The following is a 14,387-nucleotide window of genomic DNA, read 5'->3' as shown; positions in this document are numbered from 1 at the left end:
AAAGGAAGCCGCTTTAGCGGTTTCCTTTATTTTTTAGTTGACGAATAAATTCGCCCATAAGTTGTGGAAGATCGTTCCATGCGTGACCAGAAATTAAATTTTTGTCAACATGGAAGCGAGTTTGTACGTAAGTTGCACCGCATGCTTCAACTTCTGGACGACAAGCTGTATATGCTGTTAATTCGCGGTTCTTTAAAACATCTTTAATTACTGTTAAAGCAACAGCGGCATGACATAAAATCATAATTGGTTTATTTGCTTCAAAGAAATGTTTGGCAAGATGTGGGAAACTAGGATGCATACGGATATGTTCTGGAGCGCGTCCGCCAGGAATAATTAAAGCATCGTATTCTTCAGGGTTTACATCTTCGAAAGCCGCGTGCGCTTCAAGTTGATAGCCGCGTTTCTCTGTGAAAGTTTGCCAATCCTCAAAGTCATGAACAACAGTGTGTAATTTTTCTGTATTTGTTGGAGAAGCGATTGTTACATCAAATCCTTCTTCAAGACAACGGTAATATGGATAGTAAGCCTCTAATGCTTCAACGGCGTCGCCAGTTAACATTAATACTTTTTTAGACATCTTTATATCTCTCCTTTACAATAGTGATGACACTATTTATTGTAAGAAATAAAAGTGTAATAGGGAAGAATGCACTTTTGAGTGACAAGGTAACGAAAAAGTAACTATGTAAGAAAAGTTAGGAGACGACTCATGTCTGAAAATATTCGCAAAGATATTCAAGAAAAAATAAAAAATGGTGATTTTAATTGTGAGAAGGAACTGACGCTTTCTATTATTAGTGGGAAGTGGAAGGTTGTAATTCTTTGGCACCTAGGGGTAGAGGGACCTCATCGCTTCAGTGAGTTACAACGATTGTTTCCAAATATTTCTCATAAAGTTCTATCAAATCAATTAAAGGAATTAATGGAAGATGGGATTGTGGACCGGACAGTATATCCAGAAGTGCCACCTCGTGTAGAGTATTTTATGACGGATTTAGGCATGACGCTTTTACCAATCGTCGAAATGATGTATGATTGGGGAAAAATGCGAATGAAACAAATTCGTGATGGATTAGAGAAGTAAAGGGCCTCCGAAACGCGGAGGTTTTCTTTTTAGAAAGGTAGGAGTAAAATTTGATGCAAGCTGCATATATCCATATTCCGTTTTGTCAGCATATTTGTCACTATTGTGATTTTAATAAAGTATTTATTGAGCGTCAGCCTGTTGATCAATATTTAGAGTATTTGGAAAAGGAAATCGTGAATACGGTGCAAAAGGTTCCTTTTGAGCAGATGAAAACGATATTTGTAGGAGGAGGAACACCGACAGCGTTAAATATGGAGCAGACAAAAAAATTGCTTGATATTATAAATCGTCGTTTACGACCGTTTGCTCCAAACTGTGAAGTAACGTTTGAAGCGAATCCTGGAGATTTACCAAAAGAAAAGTTAAACCTTCTATTAGAAGGAGGCGTGAACCGGATTAGTTTTGGCGTACAAACATTTCGAGATGAACTATTGGAAAAAATCGGACGAAAGCATACGAGAGAAGATGCGTTTGTTGCCATTCGTGAAGCGCAAGAAGTAGGGTTTACAAATATTAATATTGATTTAATTTATGCACTGCCAGGACAAACAATTGAAGATGTAAAAGAAACGTTAAATATCGCTTTTACACTTGGAGTGCAGCATTTCTCGGCGTATTCTTTAATTGTTGAACCGAAAACGGTATTTTACAATTTAATGAACAAAGGGAAATTACGCCTACCAGGTGAAGAACATGAGGCAAAAATGTACGAGATGGTAATGGATGAAATGGAGAAACATGGGTATCATCAGTATGAAATTAGTAATTTTTCAAAAGAAGGTCATGAAAGTAGACATAATCTCACATACTGGAATAATGAAACTTACTATGGGTTCGGTGCTGGGGCACATAGCTATGTAAATGGTGAACGAATTCAAAATGTTGGTCCATTGAAACAATATTTTGCTAAAATCGATGAAACGGGGTTCCCTTATCTAGATGTTCATAAAGTAACAGAAAAAGAGAGAATGGAAGAAGAATTGTTCTTGGGACTTCGAAAAACAAAAGGCGTTTCAAAAAAAGCATTCCAGCAGAAGTTTGGGGTGAAGATGGAGGACATCTTTGCGAATCAATTGGTTCATAATAAAGTGCATGGATTACTTGAGGAGAAGGATGGTCATGTTTGTTTGACAAGAACAGGGAAGTTACTAGGAAATGAAGTGTTTCAATCATTCTTAGTGGATTAATGAAATTGTTTCTGTGGAAAAAGTTTCACGAATTCTTGACGTTTCCGTTGACAATTGAATGTCAATTTTGGTAAGTTAGTAATAGATTTAGCACTCGGAGATAAAGAGTGCTAACAGAGGTGATGATGAGATGCTTACGGAACGTCAGCTCTTAATTTTACAAGCAATCATTGATGACTTTATCGGATCAGCACAGCCTGTTGGATCAAGAACGTTAGCTAAAAAAGATGAAATTACATTTAGTTCGGCTACCATTCGAAACGAGATGGCCGATTTAGAAGAATTAGGGTTTATTGAAAAAACACATAGTTCTTCAGGACGTATTCCTTCAGAAAAAGGATACCGATTTTATGTAGATCATCTATTAGCGCCACAACACTTGTCCACTGAGGAAATTGTACAAATTAGGGATTTATTTGCTGAAAGAATTTTTGAAGCGGAAAAGGTTGCACAGCAATCAGCTCAAATTTTGTCAGAACTCACAAATTATACGGCAATCGTTCTTGGGCCGAAATTGAGTACAAATAAGCTCAAAAATGTACAAATTATTCCGCTGGGCCAAAAGACAGCAGTCGCAATTATTGTAACTGATACAGGGCATGTACAAAGCAAAACGATTACCGTTCCGGAATCTGTTGATTTATCAGATTTAGAAAAAATGGTTAATATTTTAAATGAAAAACTATCTGGCGTACCAATGGTAGAATTACACAATAAAATTGTAAAAGAAGTTGTGACAGTTCTACACAGGTATCTCCATAACTATGATAGCGCAATGAAAATATTAGACGGTACATTTCAAGTGCCTTTATCGGAAAAGATATACTTTGGAGGAAAAGCTAATATGCTTGCTCAGCCAGAGTTCCATGATATTCAAAAGGTACGTTCTTTGTTAGAAATGATCGATAATGAAGCTGAATTTTACGATATTTTACGTAAGAAGCAAGTAGGAATTCAAGTGAACATTGGACGGGAAAATTCCTCAATGGCAATGGAAGATTGTAGCTTGATTTCTGCGACGTATTCTGTTGGAGAAGAACAGCTTGGAACAATTGCAATATTAGGTCCGACGAGAATGCATTACGCCCGAGTTATCACTCTTTTACAATTATTTACAAAACAATTTACAGAGGGGTTAAATGGGCTGTATAAATCAAAATAATAAATTCGCTCGAGTAATGAAAGATAATCATTGCTGGTGTGTAACATAAATATATGCTTGAGTGCTCATGCTCAACGTGAGCACTTGAACACTTTTAAGGAGGTGAAAGTTGTGGAAGAGCGTAACGAACAAGTGGTTGAAGAGACAAAAGAAGCGCAAACTGAAGAAGCTACTATAGAAAAAAACAGTGAAGAATCTGTAACAGAAGAAACAGCTGAAGAAACTGTAGTAGAAGAAAAAAGTGAGGCAGCTCTTTTACAAGAAAAAGTAGATGAATTGCAAGCGAAATTGACGGAAACGGAAGGTCGTATGTTGCGTCTACAAGCTGATTTTGAAAATTACAAACGCCGTGTTCAACTTGATAAGCAAGCGGCGGAAAAATATAGAGCGCAAAGTCTTGTATCAGATATTTTACCTGCTCTTGATAATTTTGAAAGAGCGATGCAAGTGGAAGCAAGTGATGAGCAAATGAAATCCTTATTACAAGGGATGGAAATGGTGTATCGTCAGTTGTTAGAAGCGTTAAATAAAGAAGGTATTGAGGTGATTGAAGCTGTTGGAAAGCAGTTTGATCCTCATGAGCATCAAGCTGTTATGCAAGTAGAAGACAGTGAATTTGAATCCAACGCGGTTGTAGAAGAATTCCAAAAGGGTTATAAACTGAAGGACCGTGTGATTCGCCCATCAATGGTAAAAGTAAATCAATAATTTACATAAATGTAGGAGGTTTCGCCATGAGTAAAATTATCGGTATTGACTTAGGTACAACAAACTCTTGTGTAGCTGTTATGGAAGGTGGAGAACCAAAGGTTATCCCAAACCCAGAAGGCAACCGTACAACACCTTCTGTTGTAGCATTCAAAAATGATGAGCGTCAAGTTGGGGAAGTTGCAAAACGTCAAGCAATTACAAACCCAAATACAATTATGTCTGTTAAACGTCATATGGGTACAGACTACAAAGTAGAAGTTGAAGGTAAAAACTATACACCTCAAGAAATTTCTGCGATTATTTTACAAAACTTAAAAGCTTCTGCTGAAGCATATTTAGGTGAGCCAGTAACAAAAGCTGTTATTACAGTACCAGCATACTTCAACGATGCAGAACGCCAAGCAACAAAAGACGCTGGTCGTATCGCTGGCTTAGAAGTAGAACGTATTATTAACGAACCAACAGCAGCTGCTCTTGCTTACGGTTTAGAAAAACAAGATGAAGAGCAAAAAATTCTAGTATATGACTTAGGTGGAGGTACATTCGACGTATCGATCCTTGAGTTAGCAGATGGAACATTCGAAGTTATTTCAACTGCTGGTGACAACCGTCTTGGTGGTGACGACTTTGACCAAGTGATCATCGATTATTTAGTTGCTGAATTCAAAAAAGAAAACAATATTGATTTAAGCCAAGATAAAATGGCGCTTCAACGTCTGAAAGATGCTGCTGAAAAAGCGAAAAAAGATCTTTCTGGTGTAACACAAACTCAAATTTCATTACCATTCATTAGTGCTGGAGCTGCTGGTCCATTACACTTAGAACTAAACTTAACAAGAGCGAAATTCGAAGAACTTTCAGCGAACCTTGTTGAAAGAACTTTAGAACCAACTCGTCGTGCATTAAAAGACGCTGGTCTTTCTGCAAGTGAGTTAGATAAAGTTATTCTTGTTGGTGGTTCTACTCGTATTCCAGCTGTACAAGAAGCAATTAAACGTGAAACTGGTAAAGAACCATACAAAGGTGTTAACCCTGATGAAGTAGTAGCATTAGGTGCTGCTGTACAGGGTGGTGTGCTTACTGGTGATGTAGAAGGTGTTCTATTATTAGATGTAACTCCACTTTCTTTAGGTATTGAAACAATGGGCGGAGTATTTACAAAATTAATTGAGCGTAACACTACAATTCCAACAAGCAAATCACAAGTGTTCTCAACTGCAGCTGACAACCAACCTGCAGTAGACATTCACGTATTACAAGGTGAACGTCCAATGGCAGCAGATAATAAAACATTAGGTCGCTTCCAGTTAACTGATATTCCACCAGCACCACGTGGTATTCCACAAATCGAAGTAACATTCGACATCGATGCGAACGGTATCGTTAACGTACGTGCAAAAGACTTAGGAACAAATAAAGAACAAGCAATTACAATTCAATCTTCTTCAGGTCTTTCTGATGAAGAAGTAGAACGTATGGTAAAAGAAGCAGAAGCAAACGCTGATGCTGACCAAAAACGTAAAGAAGAAGTTGAACTTCGTAACGAAGCAGATCAACTTGTATTCCAAACAGATAAAGTTGTAAAAGATTTAGAAGGTAAAGTAGATGCAGCTGAAGTTGCAAAAGCAACAGAAGCAAAAGATGCATTAAAAGCAGCGATTGAGAAAAATGATCTTGATGATATTCGTGCGAAAAAAGATGCTCTTCAAGAAATCGTACAACAATTAACTGTAAAATTATATGAGCAAGCTCAAGCAGCTGCTGGTGCTCAGCAAGCAGAAGGTGCACAAGGAAACGCTGGTGCAAAAAATGACAATGTAGTTGACGCTGAGTTTGAAGAAGTAAAAGAAGATAAATAATAAAGTAAAATAGCATAAGTAAGATGACAAAAAGTCAAAGTCAAGCGTGCCTTGACTTTGGCTTTTTTCACGAATAAGGCTTAATAAGGGCCTAAGTCTTTTCAGAAGGCTCTTACGTTTTTCTTTTTGCATATTGTAAGAGAGGGAAGTTTGTTGCAAAGCACTTTCTTTCAATGTTAAAATTACGTTTATGTGAACGATTCGGGGGTTACGATTTTATGAGTAAACGAGATTATTATGAGGTGCTTGGTGTAAGCAAAAGTGCTTCAAAAGATGAAATTAAAAAAGCATATCGTCGTTTGGCTAAAAAATATCATCCAGACGTAAGTAAAGAAGAAAATGCAGTAGAAAAATTTAAAGAAGTTCAAGAAGCATATGAAGTGCTAAGTGATGAGCAAAAACGTGCGCAGTATGATCAATTTGGTCACGCTGGTCCAAATCAAGGTTTCGGTGGCGGAGACTTTGGTGGTGGTTTTGGATTTGAAGATATCTTTAGCTCGTTCTTTGGCGGAGGCGGTAGACGTCGTGATCCAAATGCACCGCGTCAAGGTGCAGACTTACAATATCAAGTGACGCTAGAGTTTGAAGAAGCAATTTTTGGTAAAGAATTAAATGTGGAGATCCCAGTAGAAGACCCTTGTGATACATGTCATGGTAGTGGGGCTAAACCAGGAACTACAAAAGAAACATGTAAACATTGTTCAGGAACAGGTCAAATCAGTGTAGAACAAAACACACCATTTGGTCGCATTGTGAATCGTCAAACATGTAGACATTGTTCAGGAACAGGCCAAATGATTAAAGAAAAATGTACAACATGTCACGGAACTGGAAAAGTACGTAAACGTAAGAAAATTAACGTTAAAATTCCAGCAGGTATTGATAATGGTCAACAAATTCGTGTCGCTGGTAAAGGTGAAGCTGGCGTAAATGGAGGACCAGCGGGAGATTTATATGTAGTTGTTCGTGTAAGAGAGCATGAATTCTTTGAGCGTGATGGAGATCATATTATTTGTGAAATGCCATTAACGTTTGCGCAAGTAGCACTTGGTGATGAAGTGGAAGTGCCAACTGTTCATGGAAAAGTGAAGCTGAAAATTCCAGCAGGAACACAAACAGGTACAGAATTCCGCTTAAAAGGAAAAGGTGCTCCAAATGTACGCGGTTATGGTCAAGGAGACCAATATGTAGTCGTTCGCGTTGTGGTACCGACAAAATTAACAGCGCATCAAAAAGAATTATTGCGTGAATTTGCAGGGCAAGAAGACCAAGATGACAGCTTGTTTGGAAAGCTTAAACGAGCTTTCAAAGGAGAATAATGGAAACGAAAAATGGAGTTGGTAAATTGTGAAATGGTCAGAAGTTAGTATTCATACAACAGAAGAAGCGGTAGAAGCTGTTTCTCATATTTTACACGAAGCAGGTGCTAGCGGTGTAGCGATTGAAGATCCAGCAGAGCTTACAAAAGAGCGTGAGCAACAGTATGGTGAAATTTATGCGCTCAACCCAGCTGAGTATCCAGCGGATGGAGTAGTAATAAAAGCGTATTTCCCGCAAACGGATTCTTTACACGAGACAATTGCAAGTGTAAAATCATCTATTGATGTACTTCCGTCTTACGACATTGAAATTGGTACAGGGAACATTACAATTAATGAAGTTGATGAGGAAGATTGGGCTACTGCTTGGAAAAAATATTATCATCCAGTTCAAATTTCTGATACATTTACAATTGTGCCAACGTGGGAAGATTATACAGCTTCTTCTCCAGATGAAAAGATTATTGAGTTAGATCCTGGTATGGCCTTTGGGACAGGAACGCATCCAACGACAACGATGTGTATTCGTGCGTTAGAGAAAACAGTAAAGCCTGGGGATACAGTCATTGACGTTGGGACTGGTTCAGGAGTATTAAGTATTGCGGCGGCTAAACTAGGGGCAGCTTCTGTTCAAGCTTATGATTTAGATCCAGTAGCAGTTGAAAGTGCGGAGATGAATGTCCGATTAAATAAAACAGATGATGTTGTATCTGTAGGACAAAATAGCTTGTTAGAAGGTATTGAAGGTCCGGTCGATTTAATTGTAGCAAATTTACTTGCGGAAATTATCCTTATGTTCCCTGAAGATGCAGCAAGGGTTGTAAAGCAAGGCGGATTATTTATTACGTCTGGCATTATTGCAGCTAAGGAAAAAACAATTTCCGAAGCGCTAGAGAAAGCTGGATTTACAATTAAAGAAGTGTTAAGAATGGAAGATTGGGTAGCAATCATTGCACGAAATGCGTAATATATATTTTATGAATATATGAACGGAAAAGTCTCTCGCTATAAAGGTGAGGGACTTGCCGTTTGTTCTATTAAAATGAGAATGTTTCGTTCTTTTCGTAAGTATGGGCTTACGAAAGGAACGAAACTTTACTAAGGTGATGAGATGCAACGTTATTTTGTAGAAGAGAAGAATGTAAATGGTACAAATATTCGTATCGTTGGCGATGATGTGCATCATATTGCCAGAGTGATGCGTATGTCAGCTGGAGACCACATCTATTGTTGTGTAAATGGGAAAACAGCAGAGTGTACAATTGCTGAAATTACCAATGAATTTGTCGATAGCGCTATTGTAGAATGGATAGAGACATCGAGCGAGTTACCTATACTCGTAACGATTGCCAGCGGACTGCCGAAAGGAGACAAGCTTGAGTTAATTTTTCAAAAAGGAACTGAGCTTGGGGCAGCTGCATTTTTACCATTTCAAGCATCGCGTTCAATTGTGAAATGGGATGCGAAAAAAGCGGATAAAAAAGTGGAACGTTTGAAAAAGATTGTGAAGGAAGCTGCGGAGCAATCTCACCGGACAGAAATTCCGCATGTATATGCTCCAGTATCATTTAAACAATTGCTTGAAATGAGTAAAGAGTATGATGTTTGTCTTGTTGCCTATGAAGAAGAGGCGAAGCAAGGTGAAAAAGCAAATTTTGCAAAAGCTCTTACAGCAATTGAACCTGGCCAAAAACTGCTCATTGTATTTGGTCCAGAAGGTGGTTTAAGTGAGGAAGAAGTATCCGCACTTCGTGAATATAAATTTGTACCATGTAGTTTAGGACCAAGAATTTTAAGAACAGAAACGGCACCGCTCTATGCGTTAAGCGCCGCTTCTTATCATTTTGAATTGATGGGGTGATATCAATGGCAACTGTTGCGTTCCATACGTTAGGTTGTAAAGTAAACCACTACGAAACAGAAGCAATTTGGCAATTGTTTAAACAAAGTGGTTATGAAAGAGTAGATTTTGAAAAAACAGCAGATGTATATGTCGTTAATACATGTACTGTAACAAATACAGGTGATAAAAAAAGCCGTCAAGTGATTCGCCGTGCAGTAAGACATAATCCGGATGCTGTTATTTGTGTAACAGGTTGTTATGCACAAACTTCTCCAGCAGAAATTATGGCAATTCCAGGTGTAGATATCGTTGTTGGTACTCAAGATCGCGAAAAAATGCTAGGTTATATTGAACAGTATCGTCAAGAGCGTCAACCAATTAATGCTGTACGTAACATTATGAAAACACGTGTATATGAAGAATTGGATGTACCATACTTTACTGATCGTACACGCGCATCTTTAAAAATCCAGGAAGGTTGCAATAACTTCTGTACGTTCTGTATTATTCCTTGGGCACGCGGTTTAATGCGCTCTCGTGATGGAAAAGAAGTCATTAAACAAGCGCAACAATTAGTGGATGCAGGATATAAAGAAATTGTCCTAACTGGTATTCATACAGGTGGATACGGTGAAGACATGAAAGACTATAACTTAGCGGGATTACTTCGTGACATGGAAGCAGAGGTAAAGGGATTGAAGCGCCTTCGTATTTCTTCTATTGAAGCGAGTCAAATTTCTGATGAGGTTATTGAAGTATTAGATAAATCTGAAGTGGTTGTACGCCATTTACACATTCCACTTCAATCTGGCTCTAACACGGTATTAAAACGCATGCGTCGTAAATATACAATGGAATTTTTCCAAGAGCGTTTAAATCGCTTAAAAGAGGCGTTGCCAGGCCTTGCGATTACATCGGATGTAATCGTTGGTTTCCCGGGTGAAACAGAAGAAGAGTTCATGGAAACATATAACTTTATTAAAGAAAACCGTTTCTCTGAACTGCACGTTTTCCCATATTCTAAGCGTACTGGAACACCTGCGGCACGCATGGAAGATCAAATTCCTGAAGAAGTGAAAAATGAGCGTGTTCATCGTTTAATTGAATTATCAAATCAATTAGCGAAAGAATATGCTTCTCAGTTTGAAGGGGAAGTTCTGGAAATTATTCCAGAAGAACCATTCAAAGAAGGTGATCGTGAAGGGTTATATGTAGGATATACAGATAATTACTTGAAGGTTGTATTTGAAGGATCAGAAGAATTAATTGGGAAACTAGTAAAAGTGAAAATTACAAAAGCTGGTTATCCATATAATGAAGGGCAATTTGTTCGCGTTCTCGAAGACGATATGAAAAAAGAATCTGCAAGCGCATAATGAAAAAGCATGCAAACAAAAAGGTTTGCATGCTTTTTTTCGGGCTATAGGTCATGTTTTCAAACTTGCGATTATAAAGATTGAAAAAAATAGTGGAATTTATGAAAGTTAAATACAAAAGTTCATAACTTTGTTTTCGTTGCTTTAAAGTGTGTCGGAATCAATTTGATTGGAAGAGAGGAAACGACTGAATGTACAATCGTAAGTGATTCGTTAAAAAAGAAAATAGCTATTGATTCTCACTTACGACTTAAGAGTTTTTTTGGTCAAAAAATGATCTGCTTTTCTTTTATTCTGCTAAATAGTTGACCTAAAGTGACAAAATGTATTATAATCGTAAAAGACATGCTGAAGAAGTGTTTCTTTTTGCATGCTGAAGTTAGTATGTAAGTGTGATGTTTCGGAGGGAGGGAAAGATAATGTCAAAAACAATCGTTCGTAAAAACGAGTCTTTGGAGGATGCACTTCGCCGTTTTAAAAGATCGGTTTCTAAAACTGGTACACTTGCTGAAGCAAGAAAACGCGAGTTTTATGAAAAACCAAGTGTAAAACGTAAGAAGAAATCTGAAGCGGCAAGAAAGCGTAAATTCTAAGAGAGGGTGTAAGTTATGAGTCTTCTCGATCGTTTAAACGGTGATATGAAACAAGCGATGAAGAATAAACAAAAAGAACAATTAACCGTCATTCGTATGGTTAAGGCTGCTTTGCAAAATGAAGGTATTAAGCTGCAACAGACTCTTACTGAAGAAGAGGAATTAACAGTTTTAACTCGTGAAGTAAAACAGCGTAAGGACTCCCTCCTTGAATTTAAAAAAGCGGGTCGTGATGACCTTGTTGATAAACTGCAAAGTGAAATTCAGATTTTAAGCACATATTTGCCGAAACAGCTAACAGAAGAAGAACTAGCTGATGTAATTAAGCAAGTGATCTCAGAAGTTGGTGCAACATCGAAAGCGGATATGGGTAAAGTGATGAGTGCTGTTATGCCGAAAGTAAAAGGGAAAGCAGACGGATCGCAAGTGAATAAGCTGGTTGCACAGCTATTAGCATAAAAAAACGTCTCATGAGAAATGAGACGTTTTTTTATGCTTTTTTTTGTTTGGACGTGATATTACAAGCTCTTTTTTCATACATATGGGATGAGAGGGGGGTCTTGGAGATGAAGAAGCTGGAACAAATGAAAAATTGGCTAACGAAGCAAATAGACCTACCAGTGGATGTACTAATGGATCTGCCTCGTATTACTCTTGTTGGGCAAGTACATATTTATATAGAAAATCATCGAGGATTATTAGTTTTTTCTGATAAAGAAGTAAGGTTGTTATTAAAACATGGTCAATTATTAATTAAAGGACAGTCGTTTGTAATCAAAACAATTCTCCCAGAAGAACTTCTACTCGAAGGTGTAATTGAACAGGTAACATTTTTAGAAAATGAAAAGAAAGAAAAATAAAGAGAAACTCCCATCATGAAAGTTCTCTTCTTCATTAGAAGCAAAGCGGAGGGGAACTTGTCATCAGTGAGATGAGATAAGCTCACTGATTCATATTTTGCTGTATGTTGTACGAGCTATAAAAAGTGGAGAGAGAAGCTCTGCTTTTGAGAAAGATAGTGGGGGGCAGACAATGAAAAATCAATGGTTTACGAAATGGCTTGGGTATGTCAAAGTACGCATTGAAGGAAGAGGGGTTGAGCGGTTTGTTAACGAGTGTGTACGCAGGAATTTAGTTGTTTGGGATGTAAAGAAAATTGCTGATGAAACATTAGTCTTTTGTATGCTGCTGCGAGATGTAAAAAAATTAAGGATAATTTATCGTAAACATGAATGTAAACTATATTTTATAGGGCGCTATGGCGCTCCGTTTTGGAATAAGCGATTGATTAAAAATAGTGGGTTTTTAATTGGATTTCTTGTCTTTTTTTTCGGTATGATCGTCTTATCAAATATGGTATGGAAAATTGAAGTTACGGGAGCTAAACCAGAAACAGAATATATACTTATGAAAGAATTGGACAAAATGGGTATCAAGAAAGGGAGATTGCAATTCCAAATGCCAAGTGTGGAAGAAATTCAGCGGCACTTGACTGATAAAATTAATGCGATTACATGGGCTGGTCTTGATGTGCAAGGAACAACATATCATTTTAAAATAGTTGAAAAAAATGAGCCAAAAAAGGAGAAGGCACAACAGCCGCAAAACTTGGTAGCGAAAAAGGGAGCGATTATTACAAGGACCTTTGTAGAGATTGGGAAGCCGGTTGTAATGAAAAATGATTATGTAAAAAAAGGACAGTTGCTTGTTTCGGGTATGTTTGGGAATGAAGAAAATCCAACGATTGTTTCCGCGAAAGGGATTGTTTATGGAGAAACATGGTATGAATCTAACGTAACAGTTCCGCTGAAAACCACTTTTCAAGTGTATACAGGAAATTCATATAATGAGCATTTTCTTCGATTAGGAAGTGCTAAAATAAAAATATGGGGATTTCAGCATGATAAGTATAGGAAGTCCCAAACTGAAAATGTAAAACATGATGTGAAATTACTTGGTTTTACATTACCGACTTCTTATGAAAAAGAAATTGTGCGCGAAGAGGAAGAGGCTAACCGTGAATATACGGAAAGGGAAGCGCTTAAAGTTGCGAAAGAAATGGCAGAAAAAGAATTAAAGAAAAAATTGGATGAACATGCTATGATTGTAAGTGATAAGATTTTGCATAAAAAGGTTGAAGGCGAACAACTAAAAGTAGCATTACATTATACAGTGATTGAAAATATTGCAGAGCCACAACCTATATCTGAATCCGATATTCAAGGAGACTGAGTAATGACAGAACAATTAGTAGAGATGAATCAACAAGTAGAAAATCACAATGAAGCAATCGCTCTATTTGGAGTGAATGATGCGAATTTGAAAGTAATTGAACAAGAGCTTTCTGTATCGATTGTAACTAGAGGAGAGTCTGTTCGCGTATCTGGAACAGATGAAGCAGTGGCACTTGTTGAAAACATTTTACAGCAATTACTAACTGTTATTCGTAAAGGTGTATCAATTACTGAACGGGATGTTCTATATGCAATTCAACTTGGTCGCCAAGGGAAAATTGCTCATTTTGAAGAGTTATATGAAGAGGAAATTTTTAAAACAGCAAAAGGTAAGTCTATACGTGTAAAAACGATGGGGCAAAGACAGTATATTCATGCGATGAAAAAGAATGATATCGTTTTTGGAATCGGACCAGCTGGTACAGGGAAAACGTATTTGGCTGTGGTAATGGCCGTACGAGCGTTAAAACACGGCTATGTGAAAAAGATTATTTTAACAAGACCGGCAGTAGAAGCTGGAGAAAGTTTAGGGTTTTTACCAGGAGATTTAAAGGAAAAAGTAGACCCTTATTTACGCCCTTTATATGATGCGCTCCATGATATTCTTGGACAAGAATATACGCAGCGTATGATGGAAAGAGGAACAATTGAGATTGCACCTCTTGCGTATATGAGAGGAAGAACGCTTGATGATTCCTTTGTTATTTTAGATGAGGCACAAAATACAACTGGTGCTCAAATCAAAATGTTTTTAACTCGCCTAGGTTTTAGTTCGAAAATGGTTGTTACAGGCGATCCTACTCAAATTGACTTACCAAAAGGGGTTAAGTCAGGGCTTTCGATTGCAGAAAATGTTTTATCTAATGTATTAGGGCTTTCCTTTGTTAGACTAGAACAAACAGATGTAGTAAGGCACCCACTTGTACAACGAATTATTGAGGCGTATGATAAAATGGAATGATCCTATTGGCCAGGGTCATTTCTTTTTATTCATTGTAAGAGCTGCTTGTAAA

The 14,387-nt window shown here is 37.5% G+C and carries 15 protein-coding genes; 14 read left to right on the top strand and 1 reads right to left on the bottom strand.

The features are described 5' to 3' along the window. Positions 1-13: 13 nt before the first annotated feature. On the bottom strand, positions 14-580 hold the full coding sequence (locus MR058_RS18480; protein WP_242145346.1) for a DJ-1/PfpI family protein: 567 nt from the start codon (positions 578-580) through the stop codon (positions 14-16). Between the two features lie 132 nt (positions 581-712). Here MR058_RS18480 and MR058_RS18475 point away from each other — a divergent pair, with 132 nt between their 5' ends. The 14 genes from MR058_RS18475 to MR058_RS18410 all read left to right on the top strand — a co-directional run bounded on the left by MR058_RS18475 (position 713) and on the right by MR058_RS18410 (position 14,335). Continuing rightward, positions 713-1,087 (top strand): winged helix-turn-helix transcriptional regulator, encoded by a 375-nt coding sequence (locus MR058_RS18475; RefSeq protein WP_242145345.1) that lies wholly within the window; start codon positions 713-715, stop codon positions 1,085-1,087. A gap of 50 nt (positions 1,088-1,137) precedes the next feature. After that, positions 1,138-2,277, top strand: coding sequence for a radical SAM family heme chaperone HemW (hemW, locus tag MR058_RS18470; protein WP_242145344.1), 1,140 nt, complete (start codon positions 1,138-1,140; stop codon positions 2,275-2,277). A 130-nt stretch (positions 2,278-2,407) separates the two neighbouring features. Continuing rightward, the gene (gene hrcA, locus MR058_RS18465) at positions 2,408-3,439 is read left to right on the top strand and encodes a heat-inducible transcriptional repressor HrcA (RefSeq protein WP_242145343.1); all 1,032 of its coding nucleotides are present in this window, start codon (positions 2,408-2,410) and stop codon (positions 3,437-3,439) included. Positions 3,440-3,550: 111 nt separating this feature from the next. After that, the gene (gene grpE, locus MR058_RS18460) at positions 3,551-4,147 is read left to right on the top strand and encodes a nucleotide exchange factor GrpE (RefSeq protein ID WP_242145342.1); all 597 of its coding nucleotides are present in this window, start codon (positions 3,551-3,553) and stop codon (positions 4,145-4,147) included. Between the two features lie 26 nt (positions 4,148-4,173). Further along, on the top strand, positions 4,174-6,009 hold the full coding sequence (gene dnaK / locus MR058_RS18455) for a chaperone protein DnaK (protein WP_242145341.1): 1,836 nt from the start codon (positions 4,174-4,176) through the stop codon (positions 6,007-6,009). A 218-nt stretch (positions 6,010-6,227) separates the two neighbouring features. Then, positions 6,228-7,328, top strand: coding sequence for a molecular chaperone DnaJ (dnaJ, locus tag MR058_RS18450; protein WP_242145340.1), 1,101 nt, complete (start codon positions 6,228-6,230; stop codon positions 7,326-7,328). A gap of 28 nt (positions 7,329-7,356) precedes the next feature. Beyond that, on the top strand, positions 7,357-8,295 hold the full coding sequence (gene prmA, locus MR058_RS18445) for a 50S ribosomal protein L11 methyltransferase (protein WP_242145339.1): 939 nt from the start codon (positions 7,357-7,359) through the stop codon (positions 8,293-8,295). 144 nt (positions 8,296-8,439) lie between these two features. Then, on the top strand, positions 8,440-9,189 hold the full coding sequence (locus MR058_RS18440) for a 16S rRNA (uracil(1498)-N(3))-methyltransferase (RefSeq protein ID WP_242145338.1): 750 nt from the start codon (positions 8,440-8,442) through the stop codon (positions 9,187-9,189). A 5-nt stretch (positions 9,190-9,194) separates the two neighbouring features. After that, a complete protein-coding gene (mtaB, locus tag MR058_RS18435; RefSeq protein WP_242145337.1) occupies positions 9,195-10,547 on the top strand; it encodes a tRNA (N(6)-L-threonylcarbamoyladenosine(37)-C(2))-methylthiotransferase MtaB in 1,353 nt (450 codons plus the stop codon). A 419-nt stretch (positions 10,548-10,966) separates the two neighbouring features. Then, positions 10,967-11,140, top strand: coding sequence for a 30S ribosomal protein S21 (rpsU, locus tag MR058_RS18430; RefSeq protein WP_012095498.1), 174 nt, complete (start codon positions 10,967-10,969; stop codon positions 11,138-11,140). A gap of 15 nt (positions 11,141-11,155) precedes the next feature. Further along, positions 11,156-11,599: a GatB/YqeY domain-containing protein gene (locus MR058_RS18425; protein ID WP_012095497.1), complete on the top strand. Its 444-nt coding sequence runs from the start codon at positions 11,156-11,158 to the stop codon at positions 11,597-11,599. A gap of 107 nt (positions 11,600-11,706) precedes the next feature. Beyond that, entirely contained in the window at positions 11,707-12,000 is a 294-nt protein-coding gene (gene yqfC / locus MR058_RS18420) for a sporulation protein YqfC (RefSeq protein ID WP_097896947.1), read from the top strand. Positions 12,001-12,172: 172 nt separating this feature from the next. After that, on the top strand, positions 12,173-13,372 hold the full coding sequence (yqfD, locus tag MR058_RS18415) for a sporulation protein YqfD (protein ID WP_242145336.1): 1,200 nt from the start codon (positions 12,173-12,175) through the stop codon (positions 13,370-13,372). A 3-nt stretch (positions 13,373-13,375) separates the two neighbouring features. Continuing rightward, the gene (locus MR058_RS18410; protein ID WP_242145335.1) at positions 13,376-14,335 is read left to right on the top strand and encodes a PhoH family protein; all 960 of its coding nucleotides are present in this window, start codon (positions 13,376-13,378) and stop codon (positions 14,333-14,335) included. The last annotated feature ends 52 nt before the right edge of the window (positions 14,336-14,387 follow it).

Origin of the sequence: Bacillus cereus group sp. BfR-BA-01430 (assembly GCF_022663115.1) — a bacterium.
Classification (GTDB): domain Bacteria; phylum Bacillota; class Bacilli; order Bacillales; family Bacillaceae_G; genus Bacillus_A; species Bacillus_A cereus_BD.
The sequence above is the reverse complement of the archived record's forward strand: the minus strand, read 5'-3'. Positions and strand labels throughout refer to the sequence as shown.